Source organism: Methylobacterium sp. Leaf85, from assembly GCF_001422125.1.
Classification (GTDB): Bacteria; Pseudomonadota; Alphaproteobacteria; order Rhizobiales; family Beijerinckiaceae; genus Methylobacterium; species Methylobacterium bullatum.
Map to the genome: position 1 here is coordinate 390,558 of NZ_LMME01000023.1, position 26,495 is coordinate 417,052.

Here is a 26,495-nt window from a genome sequence, read left to right on the forward strand (position 1 = left end):
GACCGGCCCGGCTCCGGGGAAAGGCGCGTTTACATGGTCGTCATCGTCGCAGTGATCGGGATCGTGGGTGCCGTGCTGTTCTGGATCATCCGCGCACATGGCACCGCGACGGCGCTGAGGGAGGTCAATCGCGACACGAAGGGACTTCAGCGCCGGGCAAAGTCGACCCTGGAGGAGATCATCGGCACGCCGCTGAAGCGAGTGCGGGACGTCAGGCTCGCTGCAGTGATCCTCATGATCCAGCTGGTGCGCACGGGCAGCCCCGTCACCGCCGCCGAGAAAACCAAGATTCTGGAATTCATGGATTCTCCGCTTCAGATCGATTCGATCTCAGCCATGTTCGAGCGAGCCTGGACCTATACCGAGGCCCGGCGGCCGTTCTCGCTGGTGGCCGACGAATTGCTGCCCCTGCTGCGGGACAACCTGACCGAGGCCGAGCGCCTGCACTTCATCGACATGCTCTCGCAAGTCGCCAGCGCACATTCGGCCGCGAGCGAGCTGCAGCGCGAAGCGATCGTGCGGCTCAAGCGCCGGCTCACCGGTGGGAGCCCTGCGTTGAAGGCGAGCCGGGCCGGCGATTTCGGTCGTTGAGACCGGTGGACCCGGCGGAGCGCAGCCTGTAGGTCGGCGGCCCCCCCTTTCCAGCGGACAGACCGTCCGGAGATCCTACATGGCGGCCTGTGGCCTCGATTTCGGCACGTCCAACACCACGCTCGGCCTCGTCACCGAGCGAGGGCCGGCCCTGCTGCGGCTGGAGGGCGACCACGTCACGATTCCCAGCGCGATCTTTTTTCCACCGGGGGGGACGCCCCTCGTCGGCCGCGCAGCCATGGCGGAGTATGTCGAGGGCACGCCGGGCCGGCTGATGCGCAGCCTCAAATCGGTGCTGGGTTCCTCCCTGCTCGAGGAGACGACGCCGGTGGGGCGTGAGCGCATCCGCTTCCGCGACGTCATCGCCCGTTATCTCTCCGCCGTGAAGACGCGGGCCGAGGCGCAGGCCGGAACGGCCATCGACACAGTGGTCCACGGCCGCCCGGTCCATTTCGTCGATGGCGACCCGGAGGGCGACGCCCGTGCCGAGGATGCCCTGCGCGAGATCGCCCGGAGCATCGGCTTCCGCCACGTCTCGTTCCAATACGAGCCCATCGCGGCGGCGCTCGATTACGAGCAGCAGGTGACGGGGGAGGAGATCGCGCTCATCGCCGATATCGGCGGCGGCACGTCGGACTTCTCCATCGTGCGGCTCTCCCCCGAGCGCCATGCCAAGGTCGACCGGTCCGGCGACATCCTCGCCAATGACGGCGTGCGCATCGGCGGCACCGACTTCGACCGGCGTCTCAGCCTTGGCACGGTGATGCCGCTGTTTGGCCTCGGCAGCCCGATGAACCGGGGCGATCTCGACGTGCCGAGCGGCTATTTCCACGATCTCGCCACCTGGTCGAGCATCAATCGGCTCTACAACGCCAAGACTTTGCGCGAGATCGAGGAAGTCCGCCGCGACGCGCGTCGGCCGGACCTGATCGCTCGGCTCTACACCGTCGTGGAGGCCGAGCGCGGGCATTCCCTCGCGATGGAGGTGGAGGGCGCCAAGATCGCAGCCTCGGATGCGGGCCAGGGCGGCGTGGCCCTCGGCTGGGTCGAGCCGGGCCTCGCCGCCACTCTCGACCATGCCGGCCTCGTGGCTCAGACGGAGGAGCTCTCGCGGCGCATCGCCGAAAGAATCGGTCGTTGCCTGAACCAGGCGGGATTGCCGGCGGAGGGCATCGACGCCCTGTTCCTCACCGGCGGGTCGACGGGTCTGCCGCATGTCCGCGCCGCTTTGGTGGCGGGCGTGCCGAACGCCCGCGTCGTCGACGGCGACACGTTCGGCTCCGTCGGGACGGGCCTCACGATTGAGGCGGGTCGCCGCGCGGCCTGACCTCCGGTTCATGCAGCGCCCCATTCTCGAAGCGCTTTGCCGAGAGGGGCGAGGGTGTTACGAGCACTCGATGACCACCAGACCACCATCACGCGGCAATGCCGGACGCAAAGGTTCCGGCGCCGGCAAGGGCCGGCCGCCCGGCAGCGGCGGCAAGCCCTACCGTCCCGGCAAGCCCGGCGCGTTCCGCAGGCCCGACCGCGAAGGCACCGGCCCGCGCACGAGCGCCCTCGACGCCGCCCATCGCGCGGCGCAGTTGCGCGGCGAGGCCGACAAGCGCGCGCCCTGGCGGCCCGGCGATGCCCCTGAGACGCCGGACGACGACCAAGCCTCGGTTCCCCGCGCTCCTCGGACGCGGTCGCCCCGTAACGAGGTCGCGGCGAAAGCCTTCGACACGCCGCGTCCGCGCCGTACCGGCGCCAAGCCCCCGGAACCGGCGGTCGAGGGACCGACCCGGCGCGAGCAGCGCGCGGCCGCCTCCGCGACCCTCGCCTCCGGCGTGCAGACGCTGATCGTCGAGGAGGACGAGGCTGAGATGCGGATCGACCGCTTCCTGACCACGCGTTTTCCGCAACTGCCCTTCACCCGTGTCCAGAGCATCGTCCGCAAGGGCGAGCTGCGGGTTGACGGCAAGCGCGCCAAGCCGAACGACCGCCTCCTGCCGGGCATGAGCGTGCGCGTGCCGCCCCTCAAGCTCGACCCGGTGGCGGAACGGCCGCGCAGTGTCGCGCGTGACGCCACCGACGCCGACTTCCTGCGCTCGCTCATCCTCTACGAGGATGCGGACATGATGGTGCTGAACAAGCCCTTCGGCCTCGCGGTCCAGGGCGGCTCCGGCACCGTGCGCCACGTGGACGGGCTGCTGGAGGCCCTGACCGGGCCGGACGGGCAGAAGCCGCGCCTCGTCCACCGCCTCGACAAGGACACCGCCGGTTGCCTCATCGTCGCCAAGACACGCCTGGCGGCGGCGACCCTCGCCAAGAGCTTCCGATCGCGGTCCGCCCGCAAGGTCTACTGGGCGCTCACCGCCGGTGTCCCGCGCGTGCCTCAGGGCCGGATCTCGACCTACCTTGCCAAGGAGGAAGCCCCCGACGGCGACGCCCGGATGCGGGTAGCCCAGCACGGCGACGACGGCGCCGCCCATGCGCTGACCTATTACGCCATGGTCGACAATGCGGCGCAGAAGCTGTCCTGGCTTTCACTGAAGCCCGTGACCGGGCGCACGCATCAGCTCCGCGCCCATGCCGCGCATATCGGCCATCCCATCGTCGGGGATCCGAAATATTTCAGCGTCGAGAACTGGGCCTTGCCGGGAGGTATCCAGAACCGCTTACACCTGCTGGCACGCCGCATCGTCATCCCGCATCCGCGCACGCTGAAGCCGGTGGACGTGACGGCGCCGCTGCCGCCGCATATGGCGCAGAGTTGGAACCTGCTGGGCTTCGACGCCTCGCGCTACGATCCCATCGTCGAGGCGCCGGAGGCGTGATCCGCTTTGGCCGCATCGGCGGGGAGGATCCGCGGATGCGCCTTGGCAATCGGGCGCCATGCCTTATCCTTGTGGTCGACCTCACCCGTCGTTGCAGCGAGAACCCATGCCGATGACGTTCGCGACCATGGCCAGCACCGCCCTGATCGGCCTGTTCGTGTGCTTCGGATCAGCGTCGCTGACGTCTGAGGCTGTCGCGCAGGCGGCGGGTCCACAGCAGAATCCGCCGAGTCCTGCGGCAAAAGCGGCTCCCGCTCCGGCGGTGCAGAATCAGGCACCGCCGCCTCCCTCCGTAGGCCGCCATGGATCGCAGGTGCGGGCGGGCGACCGCAGGCGACGGTCCTATGCCAGCTGTAATCGGTTGTCGCATGCGCGCGGCCTGCGCGGCGGCGTGCGACGTCGCTTCCTGATCCGCTGCAAGCTCGGCTACGAGCGCCAGAAGCCCGGACAGGTTCCGGCCCAGCAATCGCCGCAGGGGCGCCAGCCGTGATGCGGCCATGCGGGACGGTCCCGTGAAGCTCGTCGTCTTCGACGTCGACGGGACGCTCGTCGACAGCCAGCACCTCATCGTCGCCGCGCAAGGCATGGCCTTCGCCGAACACGGCATCGAAGCGCCCGCGCGTGCGGTGGCCCTCTCCGTCGTCGGGCTCTCCCTGCCGCAGGCCTTCCGGCGCCTCGTTGGCGAGGATGGGCCCGTGGAGGGCCTGTCCGAGAGCTACAAGCGCGCCTTCAACACCCTACGGCTCGATCCCGCCTATGAGGAACCGCTCTTCCCTGGCATGGCCGACCTGATCGAACGCCTGCGCGCCCGCGACGACCTTCGGCTCGGGGTCGCCACGGGAAAATCCCGACGTGGGGTCGACCGTCTGATCGAAAGTCATGGCTGGGGCGACGTCTTCGCCACCATCCAGACCGCGGACGACGCACCATCGAAGCCCGATCCGGCGATGCTGCATCAGGCGATGGCCGAGGTTGGCGCGTTGCCGGAGACCACGGTGATGATCGGAGACACCACCTACGACATGGACATGGCGGTCAGTGCCGGCGCGGCCGCCATCGGTGTCGCGTGGGGCTACCACCCGCCGGGTGCCTTGCTCGGAGCCGGGGCGGTGACCGTGGTGGAAACCGCCTCCGCGCTGGCGGATCTATTCTCGGGAAGTTTTCGCGAGTCCGGCGCGGGCACCAGCATCGGCGACCTCGCGTCCGACTAGACGCGGTACCGGAACAGCGATCTAACCCGGCTCAGCGCTCGCGGGCCGATGCGCGATGCGCTAGAACCCCGCCCCATGAGCAACGACGATCCCGCCGGCTGGCTCGGCGCCTCCGATGCCCCTCCCGTTCACGACCCACACCGTGCCGTGCGCGCGCAGACGCGTGTCGCCCTGCCGAAGCGGTTCTACGCGGAGGCCGATCTCACAGACGACGAAGGCGGGTTTCGCCTGACCCTCGATGGACGGTCCGCCAACACGCCGGCGCGCAACCCGCTGCGCCTGCCGACGCGGGCGCTGGCCGAGGCCGTGGCCGCCGAATGGGCAGCGCAGGTCGAGTTCATCGACCCGTCGACCATGCCGCTGACGCGCCTCGCCAACACCGCCATCGACGGCGTCGCCCCCCGCCGCGAGGCGGTGATCGACGACCTCTCGGCCTATGCCGGAACGGATCTCGTCGCCTACCGCGCCGCCGACCCGGAACGCCTCGTGGCCGATCAGGCCCGCGCCTGGGATCCGGTGATCGAATGGGCACACGAGGCCTTTGATGCGCGCCTCATCCTCAGCGAGGGGGTGATGCACGTCACCCAACCCGAGACGTCGGTGACCGCCTTGTGCGGCGCGATCGAAGCGGTCGAAGGGCCGTTCCGGCTGGCGGCTCTCCACACGATGACTACGCTCACGGGCTCGCTCCTCATCGCGCTGGCCACCCTGCACGGACGCCTGACCCCGCAGGAATCCTGGGCGGCGGCACATGTGGACGAGGCCTATCAGGCCAGTGTCTGGGGAAGCGACGCCGAGGCGGAAGCGCGCCATGTCCTGCGCAAGACCGAATTCGAGTCTGCGGCGGAGTTGGCAAAGCTTGCCCGTTAAATCCATTTTCGCTGCCTGCCCTCCGTGCTAAGGCGCTTTTGACTCTGAACCGCCAAGCCATGCCCAAACATGCGGTATGGCGCCAATTCCTCGCACCCATCTCAAGGCTCACCGCGCATGAAGGATATTCTCGAGAAGCTCGAAGAGCGGCGCGCTCAGGCTCGCCTCGGCGGCGGTGAAAACCGCGTCGTGGCCCAGCACAAGCGTGGCAAGCTGACGGCGCGCGAGCGCATCGAGCTCCTCCTCGACCATGGGTCGTTCGAGGAATTCGACATGTTCGTGCAGCACCGCTCCACCGATTTCGGGATGGAGAAGCAGAAGATCCCCGGTGACGGCGTGGTGACCGGCTGGGGCACCATCAACGGGCGCACCGTCTTCCTGTTCTCGAAGGACTTCACCGTCTTCGGCGGCTCGCTCTCGGAAACGCATGCCGCGAAGATCGTCAAGGTCCAGGACATGGCGCTGAAGATGCGGGCCCCAATCATCGGCATCTTCGATGCCGGTGGCGCCCGCATCCAGGAAGGCGTCGCGGCTTTGGGCGGCTACGGCGAGGTGTTCCGCCGCAACGTCGCCGCCTCCGGCGTCATTCCGCAGATCTCCGTCATCATGGGCCCCTGCGCGGGCGGCGACGTCTACTCGCCGGCCATGACCGACTTCATCTTCATGGTCCGCGACACGAGCTACATGTTCGTCACCGGCCCCGACGTGGTGAAGACCGTGACCAACGAAGTGGTGACGGCCGAGGAACTCGGCGGCGCCAAGGTCCACACCACCAAGTCCTCCATCGCCGACGGCTCGTTCGAGAACGACGTGGAGGCGCTGCTCCAGGTCCGCCGCCTCGTCGACTTCCTGCCCGCCAACAACATCGACGGCGTGCCGGAGATCGAGAGCTTCGACGACCCGCTGCGCCTCGACAAGTCCCTCGACACCCTGATCCCGGACAACCCGAACAAGCCCTACGACATGGGCGAGTTGATCCGGCGCGTGGCCGACGAGGGCGATTTCTTCGAGATCCAGGCGACCTATGCCCGCAACATCATGACGGGCTTCGGCCGCATCGAGGGCCGCACCGTCGGTTTCGTCGCCAACCAGCCAATGGTGCTGGCCGGCGTGCTCGATTCCGACGCCTCCCGCAAGGCGGCCCGCTTCGTGCGCTTCTGCGACGCCTTCTCGATCCCGATCGTGACCTTCGTCGACGTGCCGGGCTTCCTGCCGGGTACCGCCCAGGAATACGGCGGCCTCATCAAGCACGGCGCCAAGCTGCTCTTCGCTTACAGCCAAGCCACCGTGCCGCTGGTGACGATCATCACCCGCAAAGCCTTCGGCGGCGCCTACGACGTGATGGCCTCCAAGCACGTGGGTGCGGACATCAACTACGCTTGGCCGACCGCGCAGATCGCGGTGATGGGCGCCAAGGGCGCGGTCGAGATCATTTTCCGAAGCGAGATCGGCGATACCGACAAGATCGCGGCACGGACCAGCGAATACGAGGACCGTTTCCTCTCGCCCTTCGTCGCGGCCGAGCGCGGCTATATCGACGAGGTGATCATGCCCCACTCGACCCGCAAACGCATCGCCCGGGCGCTCGGCATGCTCCGCACCAAGGAGATGGAGCAACCCTGGAAGAAGCACGACAACATCCCGCTCTGAGCAATAGAAGGCTTCCCCCCGGGGAAGCCTGTTCCCAGCGGCCCGCCGCGAAGCGGACGGCGGGCCGGGACGTGAGGTGCGGGAGCGGCGATGACGTCTTTGGCCATCCCAATCTCCACCTCATCGTCAGGCGCCGCGGCAGCGCAGTCGAGAAAGGCTCCAGCCGGACCTGAGCGAACGAAAGAGCTCCTCAAGGCCCACATACGCGGGGCACCTCCGGATGAGGTGGTTCGATGGGATGGATGAGCGTGCTCAGCCGACCGTCCGTTCGAAGTTCCGGCTCCGTCCGGTCAGGATGATCCGACGGTCGTCCCAGAAGGCCGCCATACCTACCAAATGCTCGGCACCCTCACCCCTATCGCGATTGTTCCCGGACGCAGCCAGGATGATCCGACGCAGGAGGGGCACATCGATAGCTTGACGCCGATGGTTCGCGGCTTGCACCGCCAAGGGCCGGCTACCAGGTCGCTGGGTTGGGTTGGACCGGAACCTCCGCTTTGAGCATCCCCAACGCCCCATCATGGCAAGACAAACAGGACCTTTTCTTTCGAGGGCACTGTCGGCACCGACGTGAACAAACCTGCAAATCCCTATCACCGATTGCCGTCACCTCGATACGGAAATAAACCGCCCCGACGATGATTGCCTTAAAAACTTACCGCCCCTCGTTTTTCAGTTGCAACCTTCAATTTGACCGTTACGCTCAATCTAGTGATCAAAATCCTTATTGGATAGATTCTAGGATTCGCCATGCCGACTATTAAACTCACGGTAGGTGCAGGTTACAATGGTGACGATTCCATCACTGTATTTCCCCCGCAACGGTATGACGACGATCCGGAAGCAGATATTTTTGTCCGATCCGTCGGAGTCGATGAGCGGCTCGTAATTCGCGATAGCGATGGAGACGGGACGACATTGTTCTACTTTTCTGAAGACCGCTTGTCGCACCATGCTACGGCGTTTTCGGGAGGCTACGATTTCAACTTTTCCGACCGCCTTGGAAAAACGACGCTCGAGGGCGGAAATTTCGCCGACCTCCTGACCGGCGGATCCGGCTCGGACAGCCTTCTTGGCGGGCTCGGAGGCGACACGCTCAATGGTCGTCGCGGCAACGACGTGCTGGAAGGAGGCGCTGGCGCCGACATCCTGAACGGCAGCTTGGGAACCGACACGGCGAGCTACCAAAATTCCTCAGCGGGCGTCACCGTCAACCTGAACACGGGGGTCAATCGAGGTGGCGATGCCGAAGGCGACGTCTTGATCAGTATCTCCAGGATCAATGGCAGCACCCATGGAGACGATCTTACGGGCAGCGCGGCCGCCAATACCTTGATCGGCAATGGAGGGAGCGACTCTCTTTACGGCCTCGGGGGAAATGACCGCTTGGTCGTTGCCAATAGTCCCGTGATCGTCGACGGAGGCACGGGGAAAGACGCATTGATCGTCACAGGCGCAATCGAACTTACGGACAGCAACTTCAGGAATATCGAAAAAACTTACGTTCGGAACGGTGGAGATGTGTCGTTCGAGTTGGTGACCCATGGTCAAACCATCGTATCTCAAACGACTTCGGAGATTGGTACACTTATCAATGGTTCGCAGGGAAACGATCGGATCTCGTCCGGTGACGGCAGCGATATCATCATTGGTGGAACCGGTAACGACAAGCTTTTTTCAGGTTTAGGCGAGAACATCTTTGGCTATGAAAATGCCAATTTTGGGCGAGACAATATCTATGACTTTGAAGTGAATACTGATCGTCTGCTCATAACGTCCATCGCGAGAAGCTTCAGCGACGTTGAAATCAAGGCGATCAACGACGGTCAGGATACACAGATCACGTTCGCCAGGATTGCAGACGCGTCGCAAAAAATAATTCTGCACGATGTCGTAGCATCGAGCCTGACGGAGGGAAGTTTTATCATCTAGTCGTTCCTGAACGGCAACTCACCCCAAGACATGAGCATGCGTGGGACAGACAGACGCGGCTCGTTGCCATGAGTGTACTTCGACCAGCAGTACACTCGGGCGACAGAGACATATTTTTATTCGAGACTCGAAGGCACTGGGCTCCGGAGGCGGTTTCGGGTCCGGGCCGACGATCGTGCTTCAGGCGGCACCCCGCTCGAAGATCAGGTTCAGCCGAGTGCGGGCGATCTGCCGATAACCTCGGGCCTCGAGCAGACCGACGAGGTCGATCTGCCATTGCGCCGTGCCATCCTCGATGACGAGCAGACGAGGGTGCAGGGAGACCGGTGCCTCGCGGAAGAACGGCTCCAGGATCAGATCCTCGGCACCCTCCACATCCAGCTTGATCGCGTCGATGCGGGTGATGCCCTCGCCCTGGGCGAGCCCAAGCAGGGTGACCGCCGGCACGCGGATCTGCGCGCCCTCGTTGGTGCCGACGATCTTCAAGCTCGATTCGCCACGGTTGCGCGGGTCAACGAACAGCGTCAGTTCGCCGGCCTTGTCGGCTACTGCGCAGGCCACCGCCTTCACTGTGCCGAACGGGTTCTGGGCGATGTTGTAGGTCAACCGGTCGAACACGTCGGGCTGCGGCTCGACGGCGAGGATGCGAGCACCCGGACCGGCGAAAGCAGCGACGAACAGGGCGTAGGCGCCGATATTCGCGCCGATATCGAGGAAGGTGCAGCCCGGCTTCAGGCGTGAGGCCAGCAGCGCCCGCTCTTCGGGATCGAAGAATTGCGGGGTAAACAGCACCTTCTTCTCGCAATTGTTGTTGTAGGGGTGCAGCCGCATGCGCGCGCCGAACCGCTCCACGTCGAGGGGCCGTCCATGCAGCATCGTGATGGCCAGCCGGCGCAGAAAGAAGCCGATGCGCCGCCCCGCCCAACTCTTGCCGGAGAGCGTCACGGTGCGGTCGGTGATACGCGCCACCAGCCCTCGGGGCGCGTAGGTGCCGAAAGGCTGGATGGCGGAAGATTGCGTGTCAGTCATTGTGGTGGGTGATGCCAGCCCGACAGGCGCACGGCAAGCATCGCCTGTCGTTCGACGCTGTGGGCTAGACCTGCACAAATCGGCGTCGTGCCTACAAACAACGCAGCCTCGAGATTATCCCCTGCGCAAGCGATCATCGGAGAGGCACCATCGGCAACCCTCGAGACCTCCGGAATCATAGGTGGAAACGGGACCGTCCTAGGGGAAAAAACGGGATGCTGCAGCGACATCTCAGAATCATTCGACATGGCACGCGCCGTGCGAATGCCCCGACGTGGGCAACGGCGCCCGCGAGAGACGCCTCCGAAATCGGGCGGCTCGTGCTCACTGTGGCGTGAGCGACCAATCTCTCCCCACCCCGCAATGGGGGCCACTCGCACCGAGTGCCGGGAGACATCAGATCGCCTGGAGCCTCTCCGCATGCAGTCCCAAAAAGCCACCCGAATCGATCTGTTCAGTCTGGCCACGCCGCAGATGCGCGCGTTCCATATCACATGGCTCGCCTTTTTCGTCTGCTTCTTCGCCTGGTTCGCGGTCGCGCCGCTGATGCCGGTGATCAAGGGCGAGTTCGAGCTCACCAACGATCAGGTCTACAACATCAACATCGCCGCGGTCGGCATCACCATCCTGGTGCGCCTGCTGATCGGGCCGATGTGCGATCGGTTCGGCCCCCGCCTGACCTATACCGGCCTTCTGATCCTCGGATCGGTCCCGGTGATCGGCATCGCCTTCGCCAACTCCTATGAGAGCTTCCTGTTCTTCCGCCTCGCCATCGGAGCCATCGGGGCGAGCTTCGTCATCACCCAGTTCCACACCTCGGTGATGTTCGCGCCGAACGTGGTGGGCACCGCCAATGCCACCGTGGGCGGCTGGGGCAATGCCGGCGGCGGCGTCACCCAGAGCGTGATGCCGCTGATCCTCGCGGCCCTCGTCAGCGTCGGCGTCGAGAAGACGATGGGCTGGCGTCTGTCGATGATCGTGCCGGGCGTGATGATGCTCGTCGTCGCCTTCCTCTACTTCCGGTTCACGCAGGACACGCCCGAAGGCAACATCATGGAGCTGCGCGCCCGCGGCATCGCGGTGGATTCCGGCAAGAAGGGCGGCTGGGCGGTCTTCAAGCAGGCGATGACGAATTACCGGGTGTGGATGCTCGCCATCACCTACGGCGCCTGTTTCGGCGTCGAGATCTTCATCCACGCGGTGGCGGCGACCTATTATGTCGAGCGCTTCAGCCTCGATCTGACCCAGGCCGGCATGGCGGCGGGCAGTTTCGGCTTGCTGGCCCTGTTCGCCCGCGCGCTCGGCGGCATCGCCTCGGACCGGGTCGCACGCTCGAAGGGCCTCGACGGCCGCACCTTGCTCCTGTTCGCCCTGATGGTCGGCGAAGGAATCGGCCTCCTCGCCTTCGCCTATGCCGGCTCGGTGGTACTGGCCGTCGTCGCCATGCTCGCCTTCGGCCTGTTCACCCACATGGCCTGCGGCGCCACCTACGCCCTCGTGCCGTTCATCGACCGCAAGGCGCTCGGCGGCGTTGCCGGTATCATCGGCGCCGGCGGCAATGTCGGCGCCGTGGCGGCGGGCTTCCTGCTCAAGGGTGTCGGCAACCTGCCCGGCGCTCTGTTCATCCTCGGCATCGCCGTGCTGATCTCGTCGCTCTGCGCAATCTCGGTGCGCTTCTCGCTCACGCACAAGGAGACTGAGCAGAAACTCTACGACGAGGCGGTCGCCCAGCGCGCCGTCACCAGCGGACAGCCCGCCTTCGCCTGAGCGACGATCCCACTGGGGGCTGCAGCGCAGGCTGCGGTCCCTTGGTCGTTTGATCCGGCAAGGGAGGAAACGGCTCCCTGCCCGGATACCTGGGCGTCAACGGAAGGTGATCCAGATTCCAGCAAAGGCCCCTGCGCGGCTCTCGGTGATCGATCCAAATTGGGTTCTGCTACGCTTCAACCGCTTCAAGGTGTGTGCGGAGGTAATTGGCCGTCGATCCATTTGAAATCCGTTACGCCAACGCAGCCTGGAGCTTCGAAAAGCAGCTCCGCCAATCCTCACGATAGGCATTCCGGACGTCTGCGCTGACGATGCGGCGATGGGTGAGCGTGATCTCCGTAGCCCGGTCGCCGACGGAGAGCAGATCGACATGGATCAGAGTCTCGCCGATGCACAGGAGCGGGTTCGGCCCCTCATACGTCCAGGTCTGATGCAGAGAATGCCCCCGCCTGATCTCCTCGTAGTGCCCGGTCACGGAATGGGACTCTCCATCCGGATCGCGCCGCCGCAATAGAAACGCGCCGCCGACCCGCAGGTCGGTCTCCGCGAGTTCCATGACGGAGGCGCCGGGCGCGAGCCAGCGCATGATGAGCTGAGGATCGGTCCAGGCACGGAAAACGTCCGGATGCGGGGCGCGCACGACGTGTTTGAGGACGACAACGGGTACGATCTGAATCATGGGCCGTTCGTATCCTCGCAAATCGACCGGGACGACCCGACCGGAGCGGTGCCGCTGTGACGATCACACCGTTCATCGCGCCGGAGACGCCGAGCAGCAAGGGGAGTTAAGCCGGCCGAACCCGCGCGAAACGAGGAAAAAGCTTTCCTGTCACCGCTTCGGATATTCGCACCTTGCCTCCGTTCCGTTCAGGGGCGAATTTGACGGCCCATGGAGGCCGTCCATCGACCGACGGAGCCTTCCATAAAAGGTATAGACAAGCCCGATGCAGACCTTCGATTCCGACGGGACCACCATCGCCTATATCGACGTGCCGGCGAAGGGCGGCAGCGGCGATCCGATCGTACTGATCCACGGATTTGCCTCGAACCATTCCGTGAACTGGGTCAACACGCTTTGGGTGAAGACCCTGTCCGAGGCGGGGCGCCGGGTCGTCGCCCTCGACAATCGCGGGCATGGCGAGAGCGAGAAGCTCTACGATCCGGAGGCTTACGGCTCCGACATCATGGCGCAGGACGCGCGGCGGCTGCTCGACCATCTCGGCATCGCCCGCGCCGACATCATGGGCTATTCCATGGGCGCGCGGATCGCGGCCTATCTCGCCCTCGATGAGCCGGCGCGGGTACGTTCGGTGCTTCTCGGCGGTCTCGGATTGCATCTGGTCGAGGGCAAAGGACTGCCGAACGGGATCGCCGAGGCCCTGGAAGCGCCCCCCGGCGAGAAGGCGCCCAACCTCACCGCCGCCGCTTTCCGCACCTTCGCCGAGCAGACGAAGAGCGATCTCAGAGCGCTGGCCGCCTGCATGCGCGGCTCGCGCCAAACACTGTCGCGGGAAGAGGTCTCACAGATCGAGGCGCCGACCCTTGTCACGGTGGGCACGCTCGACACGGTTGCCGGCTCGGCCCCGGCGCTGGCTGCCCTCATGCCCAATGCCAGGAGCCTGGAACTTCCCAACCGCGATCACAGCACGGCGGTGGGCGACAAGCAGCACCGGCAGGGCGTCCTGGCCTTCCTCGACGGGCGACCCTGAGGAGGATCAGCTCTTCAGCCGGTAGCCGGTGCGAAAGATCCACGTCACGCTGCCGAGGCAGAGGGCGAGGAAGACCAGGGTCATCGCGAGGCTGATCTCGACCCGCACGTCGGAGGTGCCGAAGAAACTCCAGCGGAAGCCGCTGATGAGGTAGACGACCGGGTTGACGAGGCTGACCGCGCGCCAGAACGGCGGCAGCATCTCGATGGAATAGAAGCTGCCGCCGAGGAAGGTGAGGGGCGTCACCACCAGAAGCGGCACGAGCTGGAGCTTCTCGAATCCGTCCGCCCAGAGGCCGATGAGGAAGCCGAACAGGCTGAACGTCACCGCCGTGAGGAGCAGGAACGCCGCCATCCAGAGCGGATGCTCGATCCGCAAGGGAACGAACAGGGCAGCGGTGGCGAGGATGATCAGGCCGATCAGGATGGATTTCGACGCGGCCGCGCCGACATAGCCGAGCACGATCTCGAAGGGAGAGACCGGCGCCGACAGGATCTCGTAGATCGTGCCGGCAAAGCGCGGAAAGTAGATGCCGAAGGAGGCGTTGGCGATGCTCTGCGTCAGGAGCGAGAGCATGATCAGCCCCGGCACGATGAAGGCGCCATAGGCGATGCCATCCACCGAGGCCATACGCGACCCGATCGCTGCGCCGAAGACCACGAAGTAGAGCGATGTGGCGATGACCGGCGCGACGATGCTCTGCAACCCCGTGCGCCAGAACCGGGCCATCTCGAAGCGGTAGATCGCACCAACCGCCGGCCAGTTCATCGACAACGGATTCATGCCTGCTCCCTCACGAGATCGACGAAGATGTCCTCCAGCGAACTCTGGCTGGTGGAGAGATCGCGGAAGGGGATGCCAGCGGCGGCGAGGTCGGTGAGGAGCGTGGTGATCCCGGTGCGCTCACTCTTGGTGTCGTAGGTGTAGACGAGTTCCTGGCCATCCACCGACAGGGTCAGGCCGTGCGGAGCCAGCTCGTCCGGCAGGGCGGGAAGGGGGTTCTGCAATTGCAGGGTCAGTTGCTTCTTGCCGAGCTTGCGCATCAGCTCGGCCTTCTCTTCCACCAGGATGATCTCGCCCTTCCGGATCACGCCGACGCGGTCGGCCATCTCTTCGGCCTCGTCGATGTAATGGGTGGTGAGGATGATGGTGACGCCCTGATCTCGGAGTTTGCGCACCAACCGCCACATGTCCTGGCGCAGTTCCACGTCGACACCGGCCGTCGGCTCGTCGAGGAACAGGATGCGAGGTTCGTGACTGAGCGCCTTGGCGATGAGTACGCGCCGCTTCATACCCCCGGACAGGGTCATGATGCGGCTGTCCTTCTTGTCCCACAGTGACAGGTCGCGCAGGACCCGCTCGATATGGGCAGGGTCGGGTCTCATGCCGAACAGGCCCCGACTGAAGCTCGTCGTGTCCCACACCGTCTCGAATGCGTCGGTGGTGAGCTCCTGCGGTACGAGACCGATGGCCCTGCGCGCCTCGCGGTAATCCGCCCCGATCTCGTGGCCATCCACCGTGACGGTACCGGAGCTCGCGCGGACGAGTCCGCAGACGACGCTGATCAGCGTCGTCTTCCCGGCGCCGTTAGGACCGAGAAGGGCGAAGATCTCACCCTTTTTGATGTCGAGGTGAATATTCTTGAGGGCATGGAGGCCGGAGGCGTAGACCTTCGACAGGCCGGATATGGAGATGATCGGCGGCATCTGATCTCCATGGATTATTTTTGTGGGGATGGGCGTGCGCGCCGCCTTACCACGATAGGGGGTGCGGCCCGCGAGTGTGATGCGGCACGTCAGGAAACGAAAAAGCCGCCCGGTGGGCGGCTTTCACGAAACGATCGTTCTTAAAAACGTCAGGCCCGGAGACGGCCCTTGACCTCATCGAGACTGGAACGGACCAGCGACAGGGCGGCGTCGCCCTGCATGCGCTCGCGGAGCACCACCTCGGACACTTTCACGGCTGCGTCGGCTGCGGCGGCGCGGACCTGGGCGGTGGCCTGGACCTCGGCCTGGGCGATCTTGGTCTCGGCCGACTTGGTGCGGCGAGCGATGAACTCGTTCAGACGGGCATGGCCCTCGTCGGCGATGCGCTGGGCCTCTTCGCGGGCTCCGGCGACGATCGCTTCGGCTTCGGACTCAGCCTGGCTGCGGCGCTTCTTGTAGTCGGCCAGCACCGTGGCGGCCTCCTCGCGCAAGCGGCGGGCTTCGTCGAGTTCGGACCGAACGCGGCGGCCGCGGGTGTCGAGGGCCTTGGTGATCTGAGCGAAGCCGCCGACCTTCCACACGACGCCCATGAACAAGACGAAGGCGACGGCGACCCAGAACTCGGCATCCAACAACATTCTCGTCGTCCTATTTCGTTGGCGTCCGTCCGGTCAGGGCCGGACCGGTCACGTCTGCTGCTGGCGCACTCAGTGCGGGATGGCGACGCGGTTCAGTGCGGTATCGAGGCTGGCCTGGTCGGGAGCCGTCCCGGTGAGGCGCTCGACGATGGCGGAGGCCGTTTCGCCGGCGATGGAGCGAACGCTGCCCATGGCTTCGGCGGTGCGGGTGCGGATCGTGGCTTCGGAGGCCGCGATCCTGTCGTTGAGCTCGGCCTCGAGCGTCTTGCGACGAATTTCAGCCTCGGAGCTCAGGGCAGCGCGGGTCTCGGCGGCGATGGTGCGGGCCTTCGCCTGGGCATCGGCCAGCGACTTCTCGTAGGCGGCGCCGGCTGCCTCGGCCTCGGACTTCATGCGCTGGGCCTCGTCGAGATCGGACGAGAGGCGCGTGGCGCGGTCGTGCAGGATCGCCTGGATGCGGGGCAGGGCCACCTTGTCCATCAGGTAGTAGAGCAGGCCGAAGGCCAGCGCGAGCCAGATCAGCTGCGAGAGAAAGGTATGGCTCTCGAAGGGCGGAAAGCCGCCGCCATGTTCGGACGCGGGCGATGCCATGATGCCTTCATGGGTTGCGGTCGGATGGGCCGGCTGAGCCATGACGTCCTTCGCTCAAAGTAAGTTCGTGAATGAGGACCGGGCGCGCGTCCAGAAGAATGGGGCGCCCGGTCCGGGTCTGCTGTCGGATCGACGAACGTCGTCGGTCTCAGACGGCGAACAGGAGGAGCAGCGCGACGAGCAGCGAGAAGATGCCGAGCGCTTCCGTCAGCGCGAAGCCGAGGAGCAGGTTGCCGCGCTGGCCGTCGGCGGCCGACGGGTTGCGAAGGGCACCGGCGTAGAACTGGCCGAAGAGATTGCCGAGGCCGATGGCGGCGCCCGCCATTCCGAGGCAGGCGAGGCCGGCGCCGATGTACTTAGCGGCTAAGGGATCCATCAAATTGCTCCTGGTGTCGGTTCGTTCGTTGCGTGGAGAGAAATCCGGCCGCAACCGCGGACCGGGGACGGAAGGGGATACCGCCGGGGCCTAGTGGCCGGGGTGGAGGGCGTCGCTCAGGTAGATCGAGGCGAGCGTCGCGAAGACGTAGGCCTGCAGACCGGCGACGAGGAACTCGAGGGCCGTCACCGCGACGCTGAGAGCCAGCGGCAGCGGCGAGATCGCACCCCAGGCGCCCGCGGCGAGGAGCGCCGGAACGAAGCCCGCGAAGATCTTGAGGGCGATGTGGCCGGCGAGCACGTTGGCGAAGAGACGCACCGCGAGGCTGATCGGCCGCGAGACGAAGGAGACGATCTCGATGGCGACGATCATCGGCATCAGCCAGCCCGGCACGCCGGAGGGCACGAACACCTTCAGGAACTTCGTGCCGTGGGCCATGAAGCCATAGACGATGACGGTGGTGATCACGAGGAACGCCAGCGCGAAAGTCACGATGATGTGGCTTGTCACGGCGAACGCATAGGGGATCATGCCGAACATGTTCAGGACGAGGACGAACATGAACAGGGAGAAGATCAGCGGCATGAACCGCTCGGACCCGTGCCCGGCCGACTGACGGAGGGTCGATCCGATGAACTCGTAGAACACCTCGGCCACGGACTGCATCCGGCCCGGCACCACCGAGCGCTGCGCCGTCGCCACGATCGTGATCAGCGCGATGATCCCGACAGCGGCGAACATGTACAGCGCCGACTGGGTGAACGCGATTTCCTGATTGCCGATATGACCGAAGGATACGAGCGGCTTGAGCTCGAACTGGTGGATCGGATCCATCTTTACGGCCATTGCCGCTACCGTCCTTCTGTCCACGAGCGGGCGAGATGCCCGCTTTGCCTCAGGACCGCTCGAAAGCGGCAAAATTCGCCGATCAGGACCGTTCCCGATCCTGGTTCTTGTCGACCGCGCCTTTCGCGGCCGGCCTCGAGAGCGAGCCCGAGACACGCATGACGTTATAGACGCCGGTTGCGAAGCCCAGCATGATCAGAACGATCAGACCCCAGGGCTTCGTCCCCAGAAACTGATCGCACAACCAGCCGAGAATGCCTCCGGCGAGGACACCGGCGATGAACTCCGTGGAGAGTCGCATCGCCAGACCCAAGGATGACGCCCCGTTGGAGGCACCGGCACCCGGCGAGGGGCGGGAAGGAGCGGCGGGCCGCTTCTCCTCGATCCGCCTCTCGAGATGCTTCAGTCTCGCCGAGAGATCCTCGTCCGGCTTCTGCCGTCCATCTCCATTCCCATCCCCTGCGTCGTTGCCGCTCACGGCGAAAACTCACATTGGCGAGAGTGGAGGGAACCGGCCTGAAAACCCCGTCAAGCGCGGCGCACCATAGTTTCGCCTATCTTGAGTGTCAAGGCGCGCCGAATAGGCTCTAAGTTGCTGTAAAATATAGATAAACATGCCCTTGCGGCGATCCTGCGGGATGCGCCCGGTGCATGAAGGGCAAGCGGCGGCCAAGCTTGGGTCTCAGGCGCCCAGAATCGGCTTGATGACCTTCTCCATCCCGTCGATCGTCATCTCACCCTTGAAGCGCTCGCCGTTGATGAAGAAGGTCGGCGTCGAGTCGACCTTGAAGGTGTCGAGCCCCTTCTGCTTCACCGCGTTCACGGCGGCGTAGAGCTTCTGATCCTTGAGACAGGTCTCGAATTTCTCCTTCGAGAATCCGGCCTGCCGCAACATCTGCTCCAGGGCATCCACCGGCGATTGCGGCTTCTGCACGTAGGCCCAGCCCTGCTGCTGGTCGAACAGCAGATCGGTGATGGGATAGTATTTCGCGTCGCCATCGCAGCGGGCCAGCATGAAGGCTGCGGTCGCCAGCGGATCGAGCGGGAATTCACGCAAGGTGAAGCGCACCTTGCCGGTGTCGATGTAGCGCTCCTTCAAAGCCGGCCAGGTGTTCTTGTGGAACGCGGCGCAGTGGGAGCAGGTCATCGAAGCATATTCGATGATCGTCACCTTGGCGTCCTTCGGACCCAGCCAGACGTCGCCGAGGGGGCCCGGCTCCATGAGGGAAGCGAGGTTCGCATCCTGGGCGAAGGCGTCGAGGGTCAGCCGGGGCAGGAGCGCGGCTGCGCCGATCGCCATGCCGGTGAGTTTCAAGGTGTCGCGACGGGTGATCATGATGTCGACGGGCTCCGCTCGCAGATCCGATCCGTGCGGCTTGCGGTAGAGACCTGCGGACAATCTGACAAGACGCGACAGGCGGCTCCGCTTCCATGCGCCGCGACAAGCGCGGGGCCGAATGCGGGATTCAGCCCGATCGCGGCGGTGCGGAGGCGACGATCGCCACGCCGAGCCTGTCGAGCGCATCGCGCAACGCATCGTCGTCGATGGAGGAAACCGCCAACGCGACTTCGCCACGCCTCACCGGATCGAGGGGCGGCACGACCCGCTTGCGAACGGCTTGATGAACGCGCCCCTGCTTGAGGACGAGCTTGCCGATGCAGGCCCAGCCATAATGGGCGTTGATGCGCTGGATCACTACGGGAGCCAGATGCTGCAATTCCAGGGCGAAGACGCCCTCCACCCGCACCACCAGCGTGCCTGGATCCGGCCGACCCTGCTCCTCGCGGCGGGCGCGGCGGGGCCATTCGAGCTTCGAGGGCTGGCAGAAACGGGCCAAGCGCTCGCCGACGATATCGGGCCAGGCCGCGAGGATATCGGTGGAGGCGAATCCCTGCGCGGCGAAAGCCGGTCCGATGCAGGTCTCGATCAGCTCGGCGAGGGGTTTGATGCGGGCCATGAGCTCCGAGGGATTCCGATGCGGGCGGACGCCGCATGATAGCGTGAACGGCGCCGGCTTTCGAATGCTTTGATCGTTCGCGGCCACCCTGTATGGACGGGCGCCCAACACGCCGGATCTCATGTCGCGGGATTTCATGTCACCGGACTTCACGGCAGCGACGGGGGCATCCGCCCGAGGCCCGCGAGCCACCGACCTCCTCGCCTGGTACGACAGGCATCGCCGTGTCCTGCCGTGGCGTGCCTTGCCGGGCGAGACACCCGACCCCTATAGGGTCTGGCTGTCCGAGGTGATGCTGCAGCAGACCACGATCGCGGCGGTCAAACCGTATTTCCTGCGCTTTCTCGAACGCTTCCCCTCCGTGGAGGTCCTCGCGGCGGCGCCGGAGGAGAGCGTCATGGCGGCTTGGGCCGGCCTCGGCTATTACTCCCGCGCCCGCAACCTCCATGCCTGCGCCAAGGCGGTCACGGAGGCCGGCGCCTTCCCCGACACGCTCGACGGCTTGCGCAAGCTGCCCGGCATCGGCGCCTATACGGCCGGCGCCATTGCGGCCATCGCCTTCGACAGGCAGGAAGCGGCAGTGGACGGCAATGTCGAGCGGGTGGTGACCCGGCTCTTCGCAATCGAGACGCCGATCCCCGCCGCGCGTCCCGAGATCCGACGGCTGACGCAGAGCCTCGTGCCGGCACAGCGGCCCGGTGACTTCGCCCAAAGCCTGATGGATCTCGGTTCGACCATCTGCACGCCGAAGCGACCGGCCTGCGCCCTCTGCCCCTGGATGGCCCCCTGCGAGGCCCGCGCCCTAGGCCTGCAGGAAACGTTCCCCCGCAAGATCAAAAAAACCAAGGGCGCCGAGCGCTATGGCGCCGCCTTCGTGGCGATCCGTAGCGGCGACGAGGCCGTATTGCTGCGGACCCGCCCCCCCGAGGGGCTGCTCGGTGCCATGGCGGAGCCTCCGACCAGCGCATGGGAGAGCGGTTACGACGTCGCCCAAGCCCTGCTCGACGCTCCGTTGGACGCGCGATGGAAGCGGCTGCCGGGCGTAGTGCGCCACGTCTTCACGCATTTCCCGTTGGCACTGACCGTCTTCGTCGCCCGCGTCGGCCTCGCCACGAAGGCACCGGCCGGCATGCGCTTCACGCCCAGGCGCGACCTCGAGGAGGAACCGTTGCCCGGCGTCATGAAAAAGGTGCTGGCCCATGCGTTCGATCCGAAGCCCGAGGCCGTGAAGCGCGGACGGCCGAAGGCCATGCGGGCGGTCCAGGACACGCCACTCTTCGCAGACGTCGCGGCTCCGCCGCCCGAGCCGCGCCCGAGCTTTCGCCCCGTGCCCAAGCCGGTGCCGCGTACGGTGGCAAAGCCGCCGATCGAGGACGGGGAGGGGTTTTTCGGAGAGCCCGAGGAAGCGCCCCCGCCCGTGGCGCCGCGCAAGCGCAGCAGGCCGAAAACGCGTCCTCGATAGGACAAGCGCGCCCCCGCTGCGGGAGAAGTCGGCTCGCGGCCGATCCTCTCAGCTTCGGAAGAACTAGGCGGCCGAGCCCATCGCGGCCCGCATCCGGCCCCGGAACACGTCGATCAGAACCAGTTTCCCGTCACGCTTGGCGTGCCAGAAATCCCAACCGTTGCAGGAGGGGAAGCCCTGGACGAGGGCGCCGATCTTGTGGATCGAGCCCATGGCCGGCCCGACCATCAGCGTCCCGTCGGGACGCACCACTGCTTCGTGGCGACCGCGCGCATCGGTAAGGATCTCACCCGCGCGGATATGGCCGGCCTCGATCACGCTGAGGAAGGCGACACGGGGCTCGGCGCGCTTGGTCGGTGCGACGAGGAGGGCGGCCTTGGACAGGGGCTCCACGGCGTCGATCCGGGCGCGGGCCGCCTCGGCATAGACCGTCTCCCGCTCGATGCCGATGAAGCGCCGGCCGAGCCGCTTGGCGACGGCCCCGGTGGTGCCCGTGCCGAAGAACGGGTCGAGGACCACATCGCCGGCATTCGTCGCCGAGAGCAGGGTCCGAGCGAGCAGGGCTTCGGGCTTCTGGGTCGGGTGGACCTTCTGGCCGTCGGCGCCTTTCAGACGCTCGTCGCCGGTGCAGAGCGGGATGAACCAGTCCGAACGCATCTGGACGTCGTCGTTACCGCCCTTCAGCGCCTCGTAATGGAAGGTGTAGCCCTTCGATTCCGCCGAGCGGGACGCCCAGATCAGGGTTTCATGGGCATTGGTGAAGCGCTTGCCGCGGAAGTTCGGCATCGGGTTGGCTTTCCGCCAGACGATGTCGTTGAGGATCCAGAACCCGAGGTCCTGAAGCACCGAGCCGACGCGAAAGATGTTGTGGTAGGAGCCGATGACCCAGAGGGTGGCGTTCGGCTTCATCACCCGGCGGGCGGCGGTGAGCCAGGCACGGGTGAACTCGTCATAGGCAGCGAAGCTCGAGAACTGGTCCCAGGCGTCGTCGACGGCGTCGACCCGGCTCTGGTCGGGCCGCAACAGCGAGCCGTCCCCGAGTTGGAGATTGTAGGGCGGGTCGGCAAAGACGCAGTCGACGCTTGCCGCCGGAAGGGCGTTCATGGCGGCGATGCAATCCCCGACGAGGATTTCGTCGAGGGGGAGACGCTGGGCGGCGGGTACGAGACCCATCCGCGGCGCCGACACGAGTCGCCCGGTACGCGAGACACTTTTCCGGGCGACGGTGTCGGCAACCGCGGTACGCAGGGAAGCCATGGCAAACACCGGTTACGCGACTGACCGGCAGACCATGGGGCCGTTAACGTAAAGGGCGGGTTGCCGGGGTGCAGACAATGCGTCTCGATTTGGGGCTGCAGATTTTGCCTACCCGCTCCGATATTGACGAATTTCCATCTCTTGCTTGATCGATTTAACTATTCGTTCACCCTGAAATAACGGCCTAACGTAGATCAAGCAGCCAATTGCGAGTTCGACTTGGAGGTTCTTCCGAGCCCGTCGCGGATGCCTTCAGCCCGCACGTGCCCCATCGGCAGCGCGTCCGGAATCGTCGGGGTCACGGGCGACGCGCGTCTCCCATGCACGGCGCGCCGGGTTACGGCGATGTCTCGCCATCGATGTGGCGGGGGCCGTGACGGCGTTGGAGAACGGGACCAAACCTGTCGACGACCGCCTCCCTCCGCTCTCAATATAGGATTTCAGCGCACGTCTGATTTGCAAGTTCTTTAGATTTTATTCACACATTCTGAGGCCGTCGGAGGCTAATGAAGGCAGGTCCCGCCACATTCTACTGATCTCATTTCAGCCTTCATTGGCTCTATGTTCCGCGGCCTCTGCAACAGCAAAGGGAATGCGGATGAATATGAAGCCTGTTCGTTGGACCGCTGCCGCTCTTGGAACCGCCATGTCTCTCGCCGCGCTCAGTGCACCGGCCGCAGCCCAATCCGGCGCGGCCTCCTGGTACGGCAGCGGCCGCAAGACGGCGAATGGCGAGCGCTTCAATCCGAATGGGATGACCGCCGCCCATCGCAGCCTGCCGTTCGGAACCCGTGTCCGTGTCGAGAACAAGCGCAACGGCCGCTCGGTGGTGGTGCGCATCAACGATCGCGGACCTTTCGTGCGCGGCCGGATCATCGATCTCGCCAAGGGCTCTGCCCGAGCGCTCGGCATGGGCGGCACGACCTACGTCTCGCTCAAGGTCGTGAACTGATGCGGAACCCGTGAGATCATGGGCATGCCAGAGGATGGCGGTGCCGGGTCGCGACGACGTGCGGCATGCCTCATCTTCCTGACGCCGCATGGTGATTCCGCGCGAGGCGAGTTTCACTGCCGCGCTTGATCAACTAAGGGGCCGGTCGCCGTTGCATGGATGGCAATCGGCCCCATCTTGACGGCTGGATGCGTGTTTGAGGATGATTCCCCCATGGCAAAGCCCCTGATCGTCGAGATTCCCCACGAGATCGGTCCCGTCGAGGCGAAACGGCGGATCTCGAACGGGCTGGACAAGGCGAAGGCGGCCTGCGCCAAGGCCGGAATCAATGTCGAGCACATGACCTGGACGGACGACCGCCTGAACTTCGCCATGTCGGCCATGGGCCAGAAGGTGGACGGCGAGGTCGACGTCCTCCCTGAGACGGTCCGTATCGAAGTGCGCCTGCCGATGCTGCTGGCTCTGTTCGCCGAGCGGATGAAGAAGATCATCGGCAAGGAAGGCAACCAGCTCCTGATCAAGAAGGGCTGAGGAGCGCCATCGGGGGAACGGCAACGGGCACTCGCCCGTTTCCAGCCCTCTCCCGAAACCTCGCGAGCAGGTGGCGTCGCCCATGTCGAATCCAGGCCCGATAGATCCCGCGCCCATCCCGGAAGCTCCGGTTCCCGATACGCCCTACGAGGCCCCTCAGACGCCGCCGCCGGCTCCTGGGCCGGATATCCCCGCGTCGACGCCGGCCGAAGCGCCCAACGAGAGCCCGACGGAGATCCCCGTGATCGACCCGAGCCCCGCTCCCGTCTCGCCCGATCCGTCGCCAACCGGCCCGGCCAACCCGACGATGTAGCCTCACGGGCAAAACCGCATTTGTTCGGGAGCGGCTGCGCTGCCATAAGCCCGCATCATGGCCGCTCCCCCGCTTCTCACCCTCCAGAACGTCGCCCTCACTTTCGGCGGCACTCCGCTGATCGAACAGGCGGATCTCGCGATCTCTCCCGGCGAACGGACTTGCCTCGTCGGCCGCAACGGTTCGGGCAAGTCGACGCTCATGAAGATCGCCTGCGGGCTCATCGAGCCCGACAAGGGCGTGCGCTTCGTCCAGCCCGGCACAACCATCCGCTACCTCGCACAGGAACCGGATTTCTCAGGGTTCACCACCACCCTGGACTTCGTCGAACACGGCCTCACCCATGGCGACGACGCCTATCGCGCCCGCTACCTGCTGGAGAGTCTGGGCCTGACCGGCGCCGAGAACCCGGCGAGCCTGTCGGGCGGGGAGGGGCGGCGCGTGGCCCTGGCTCAGGCGCTGGCACCCGAGCCCGACATCCTTCTGCTCGACGAGCCCACCAACCATCTCGACCTGCCGGCCATCGAATGGTTGGAGGCGGAATTGAAATCCGTGCGCGGCGCGCTCGTGCTCATCAGCCACGACAGGCGCTTCCTGTCCGCCCTCTCGAAGACCACCGTCTGGCTCGATCGCGGTATCACGAGGCGGATCGAGCAGGGCTTTTCCACCTTCGAGGCCTGGCGCGACGCGTTCTTCGAGGAAGAGGAGCGCGACCGGCACAAGCTCGATCGCAAGATCGCCGACGAGGAGCATTGGCTGCGCTACGGCGTTACGGCGCGCCGCAAGCGCAACGTCCGGCGGCTCGGCAACCTCCACGCCCTGCGCAAGGACCGGCGGGAGGACCGCCGCCCCGTCGGCACCGCGACGATGACCTCTACCGAGGCGGAGAGTTCCGGCGCCCTGGTGATCGAGGCCAAGAATGCCGCCAAGGCCTATGGTGAGCGCCGCATCGTCGACGATCTCTCGATCCGGGTGATGCGTGGCGACCGGCTCGGCATCGTCGGCGCCAACGGCGCCGGCAAGACCACCCTCATCAACCTGCTCACGGGACAGTCGGCACCGGATTCCGGTAGCATCGCACTCGGCACGAACCTCAAGATGATGCTCCTCGACCAGGCCCGCGCGGTGCTGGACCCGTCGATGACGGTCACCGAGGTGCTCACCGGCGGCAGCGGCGACAGCGTGGTCGTCGGCGGCGTGAGCCGCCATGTGATCGGCTACCTCAAGGACTTCCTGTTCGCCCCGGAACAGGCCCGAACCCCGGTGAGGGTGCTCTCCGGCGGCGAGCGCAACCGTCTTCTCATCGCCCGGGCCCTGGCCCAGCCCGCCAACCTCCTCGTCCTCGACGAGCCCACCAACGACCTCGACCTCGAGACCCTCGACCTCCTGCAGGAGATGCTGTCGGATTATTCCGGCACGCTGATCCTGGTGAGCCACGACCGTGACTTCCTCGACCGCGTCGTCGGCAGCGTCCTCGTCAGCGAGGGGGAGGGGCGCTGGGTCGAGTATGCCGGAGGTTATACCGACATGGTGACGCAGCGCGGCCAGGGCGTCGAGGCGCGCAAGAGCGCCACGGCGCCTCGCCCCGACGGCAAGGTGAAGCCGGGCCGCCTCGCCAGCACGTCCGCGGCCCCGGCGCCCAAGACGAAGATGGGGTTCAAGGACCAGCACGAGTTGAAGACCCTGCCGGAGCGAATCGCGAAGCTGCAGACCGAGATCGCCAAGCACCGCGCCGTCCTTGCCGATCCGCAACTCTACAGCCGCAATCCGGCCCTTTTCCAGAAAACCTCCGCGACCCTCGCGGCGGCGGAGGCGGACCTCTCGGCGGCCGAGGACCGCTGGCTTGAGCTGGAGATGCAGCGGGAAGGGTGAGGCGGGTCGCCCTCCGCACCGGACGCCCGGCAGAGCGTGTCGGCTCGGGCTCCCCACTCGGTGACGCGCCCCCCTCGACCGGGGGAAGACGGAGCGTTCACGAGACCTTCGCCCCCCATGGGACGCCGGAGAACGCCGAGGCTTCCCGATCACGGTCCCATGGCCGAGACCGTTCTCCCCGACATGAAATTTCTTGACAAAATTCCTATTTTCTGCCCATATCCCCACACCTGCCGTCCAGTGAAGGGGGCTTGTCCGGCGACCGACCGGGTGGGCCGAAAGGGGCGGCGGGGCGGTGCCTGCGTCGGTGGTCTCGGTCGCCATCGCCCCGGGCGGCGGCTCGATAGTCTGGGGGCTCGGATGGGGGCGCGGTAGGTCGGGAGTTAAATGCCCCGGCACTGACCCTGATCTCGGCTGC

The 26,495-nt window shown here is 65.7% G+C and carries 27 protein-coding genes; 15 read left to right on the forward strand and 12 right to left on the reverse strand.

Going from position 1 to position 26,495, the window contains the following annotated elements:
• Positions 1-33: 33 nt before the first annotated feature.
• The 8 genes from ASF08_RS14055 (at position 34) to ASF08_RS14090 (ending at position 9,070) form a co-directional block, all read left to right on the forward strand.
• Positions 34-591 (forward strand): tellurite resistance TerB family protein, encoded by a 558-nt coding sequence (locus ASF08_RS14055; protein ID WP_056146310.1) that lies wholly within the window; start codon positions 34-36, stop codon positions 589-591.
• 79 nt (positions 592-670) lie between these two features.
• Positions 671-1,918 carry an Hsp70 family protein gene (locus ASF08_RS14060; RefSeq protein ID WP_056146312.1) on the forward strand — a complete coding sequence of 416 codons (1,248 nt, stop codon included), beginning with the start codon at positions 671-673 and terminating at the stop codon, positions 1,916-1,918.
• Positions 1,919-1,988: 70 nt separating this feature from the next.
• Positions 1,989-3,407: an RluA family pseudouridine synthase gene (locus ASF08_RS14065; protein WP_056146315.1), complete on the forward strand. Its 1,419-nt coding sequence runs from the start codon at positions 1,989-1,991 to the stop codon at positions 3,405-3,407.
• A gap of 106 nt (positions 3,408-3,513) precedes the next feature.
• On the forward strand, positions 3,514-3,897 hold the full coding sequence (locus ASF08_RS14070; RefSeq protein ID WP_056146318.1) for a hypothetical protein: 384 nt from the start codon (positions 3,514-3,516) through the stop codon (positions 3,895-3,897).
• Positions 3,898-3,904: 7 nt separating this feature from the next.
• Positions 3,905-4,618 carry an HAD-IA family hydrolase gene (locus ASF08_RS14075; RefSeq protein ID WP_056146321.1) on the forward strand — a complete coding sequence of 238 codons (714 nt, stop codon included), beginning with the start codon at positions 3,905-3,907 and terminating at the stop codon, positions 4,616-4,618.
• A gap of 75 nt (positions 4,619-4,693) precedes the next feature.
• Positions 4,694-5,488: an ATP12 family chaperone protein gene (locus tag ASF08_RS14080; RefSeq protein WP_056146325.1), complete on the forward strand. Its 795-nt coding sequence runs from the start codon at positions 4,694-4,696 to the stop codon at positions 5,486-5,488.
• A 117-nt stretch (positions 5,489-5,605) separates the two neighbouring features.
• Positions 5,606-7,138, forward strand: a complete 1,533-nt coding sequence (locus ASF08_RS14085) for an acyl-CoA carboxylase subunit beta (protein WP_018044502.1) — start codon at positions 5,606-5,608, stop codon at positions 7,136-7,138.
• Positions 7,139-7,888: 750 nt separating this feature from the next.
• Positions 7,889-9,070: a calcium-binding protein gene (locus tag ASF08_RS14090; protein WP_156629588.1), complete on the forward strand. Its 1,182-nt coding sequence runs from the start codon at positions 7,889-7,891 to the stop codon at positions 9,068-9,070.
• A gap of 180 nt (positions 9,071-9,250) precedes the next feature.
• Here ASF08_RS14090 and ASF08_RS14095 read toward each other — a convergent pair whose 3' ends face one another.
• Positions 9,251-10,099 carry an FkbM family methyltransferase gene (locus ASF08_RS14095; protein WP_056146331.1) on the reverse strand — a complete coding sequence of 283 codons (849 nt, stop codon included), beginning with the start codon at positions 10,097-10,099 and terminating at the stop codon, positions 9,251-9,253.
• Positions 10,100-10,519: 420 nt separating this feature from the next.
• Here ASF08_RS14095 and ASF08_RS14100 point away from each other — a divergent pair, with 420 nt between their 5' ends.
• On the forward strand, positions 10,520-11,866 hold the full coding sequence (locus ASF08_RS14100) for an MFS transporter (RefSeq protein WP_056146336.1): 1,347 nt from the start codon (positions 10,520-10,522) through the stop codon (positions 11,864-11,866).
• Between the two features lie 232 nt (positions 11,867-12,098).
• On the opposite strand, the gene ASF08_RS14105 is transcribed toward ASF08_RS14100, so the two are convergent.
• Positions 12,099-12,545, reverse strand: a complete 447-nt coding sequence (locus ASF08_RS14105) for an SRPBCC family protein (RefSeq protein WP_056146341.1) — start codon at positions 12,543-12,545, stop codon at positions 12,099-12,101.
• Positions 12,546-12,810: 265 nt separating this feature from the next.
• Between ASF08_RS14105 and ASF08_RS14110 the strand changes: the two genes are divergently transcribed.
• Entirely contained in the window at positions 12,811-13,575 is a 765-nt protein-coding gene (locus ASF08_RS14110; protein ID WP_056146344.1) for an alpha/beta fold hydrolase, read from the forward strand.
• Positions 13,576-13,581: 6 nt separating this feature from the next.
• On the opposite strand, the gene ASF08_RS14115 is transcribed toward ASF08_RS14110, so the two are convergent.
• From ASF08_RS14115 to ASF08_RS14155, 9 genes are all read right to left on the reverse strand, one after another.
• Positions 13,582-14,343 carry an ABC transporter permease gene (locus tag ASF08_RS14115; protein ID WP_056146595.1) on the reverse strand — a complete coding sequence of 254 codons (762 nt, stop codon included), beginning with the start codon at positions 14,341-14,343 and terminating at the stop codon, positions 13,582-13,584.
• Positions 14,344-14,354: 11 nt separating this feature from the next.
• Complete coding sequence (locus tag ASF08_RS14120) at positions 14,355-15,281, reverse strand: ABC transporter ATP-binding protein (protein ID WP_056146348.1); 927 nt, start codon at positions 15,279-15,281, stop codon at positions 14,355-14,357.
• A 149-nt stretch (positions 15,282-15,430) separates the two neighbouring features.
• Positions 15,431-15,916 (reverse strand): F0F1 ATP synthase subunit B family protein, encoded by a 486-nt coding sequence (locus ASF08_RS14125; RefSeq protein WP_198290853.1) that lies wholly within the window; start codon positions 15,914-15,916, stop codon positions 15,431-15,433.
• A gap of 72 nt (positions 15,917-15,988) precedes the next feature.
• Positions 15,989-16,552 carry a F0F1 ATP synthase subunit B family protein gene (locus ASF08_RS14130; protein ID WP_056146355.1) on the reverse strand — a complete coding sequence of 188 codons (564 nt, stop codon included), beginning with the start codon at positions 16,550-16,552 and terminating at the stop codon, positions 15,989-15,991.
• Positions 16,553-16,658: 106 nt separating this feature from the next.
• Positions 16,659-16,886, reverse strand: a complete 228-nt coding sequence (locus ASF08_RS14135; RefSeq protein ID WP_018044493.1) for a F0F1 ATP synthase subunit C — start codon at positions 16,884-16,886, stop codon at positions 16,659-16,661.
• Positions 16,887-16,976: 90 nt separating this feature from the next.
• Entirely contained in the window at positions 16,977-17,732 is a 756-nt protein-coding gene (locus ASF08_RS14140) for a F0F1 ATP synthase subunit A (RefSeq protein WP_056146358.1), read from the reverse strand.
• 82 nt (positions 17,733-17,814) lie between these two features.
• A complete protein-coding gene (locus ASF08_RS14145) occupies positions 17,815-18,210 on the reverse strand; it encodes an AtpZ/AtpI family protein (RefSeq protein WP_056146361.1) in 396 nt (131 codons plus the stop codon).
• A gap of 204 nt (positions 18,211-18,414) precedes the next feature.
• Positions 18,415-19,068: a DsbA family protein gene (locus ASF08_RS14150; RefSeq protein WP_026176049.1), complete on the reverse strand. Its 654-nt coding sequence runs from the start codon at positions 19,066-19,068 to the stop codon at positions 18,415-18,417.
• Positions 19,069-19,198: 130 nt separating this feature from the next.
• Positions 19,199-19,690, reverse strand: a complete 492-nt coding sequence (locus ASF08_RS14155) for a DUF721 domain-containing protein (RefSeq protein ID WP_056146364.1) — start codon at positions 19,688-19,690, stop codon at positions 19,199-19,201.
• 136 nt (positions 19,691-19,826) lie between these two features.
• Between ASF08_RS14155 and mutY the strand changes: the two genes are divergently transcribed.
• Entirely contained in the window at positions 19,827-21,152 is a 1,326-nt protein-coding gene (gene mutY, locus ASF08_RS14160; RefSeq protein WP_056146598.1) for an A/G-specific adenine glycosylase, read from the forward strand.
• Between the two features lie 63 nt (positions 21,153-21,215).
• On the opposite strand, the gene ASF08_RS14165 is transcribed toward mutY, so the two are convergent.
• The gene (locus ASF08_RS14165; RefSeq protein ID WP_274534496.1) at positions 21,216-22,409 is read right to left on the reverse strand and encodes a site-specific DNA-methyltransferase; all 1,194 of its coding nucleotides are present in this window, start codon (positions 22,407-22,409) and stop codon (positions 21,216-21,218) included.
• 646 nt (positions 22,410-23,055) lie between these two features.
• On the opposite strand from ASF08_RS14165, the gene ASF08_RS14170 reads away from it, so the two are divergent.
• The 4 genes from ASF08_RS14170 (at position 23,056) to ASF08_RS14180 (ending at position 26,077) form a co-directional block, all read left to right on the forward strand.
• The gene (locus tag ASF08_RS14170; protein WP_018044485.1) at positions 23,056-23,361 is read left to right on the forward strand and encodes a septal ring lytic transglycosylase RlpA family protein; all 306 of its coding nucleotides are present in this window, start codon (positions 23,056-23,058) and stop codon (positions 23,359-23,361) included.
• A 213-nt stretch (positions 23,362-23,574) separates the two neighbouring features.
• On the forward strand, positions 23,575-23,892 hold the full coding sequence (locus ASF08_RS14175; RefSeq protein WP_018044484.1) for a polyhydroxyalkanoic acid system family protein: 318 nt from the start codon (positions 23,575-23,577) through the stop codon (positions 23,890-23,892).
• 82 nt (positions 23,893-23,974) lie between these two features.
• Positions 23,975-24,205 (forward strand): hypothetical protein, encoded by a 231-nt coding sequence (locus ASF08_RS24180; RefSeq protein ID WP_082473208.1) that lies wholly within the window; start codon positions 23,975-23,977, stop codon positions 24,203-24,205.
• A gap of 57 nt (positions 24,206-24,262) precedes the next feature.
• Positions 24,263-26,077: an ABC-F family ATP-binding cassette domain-containing protein gene (locus tag ASF08_RS14180; protein WP_056146367.1), complete on the forward strand. Its 1,815-nt coding sequence runs from the start codon at positions 24,263-24,265 to the stop codon at positions 26,075-26,077.
• The last annotated feature ends 418 nt before the right edge of the window (positions 26,078-26,495 follow it).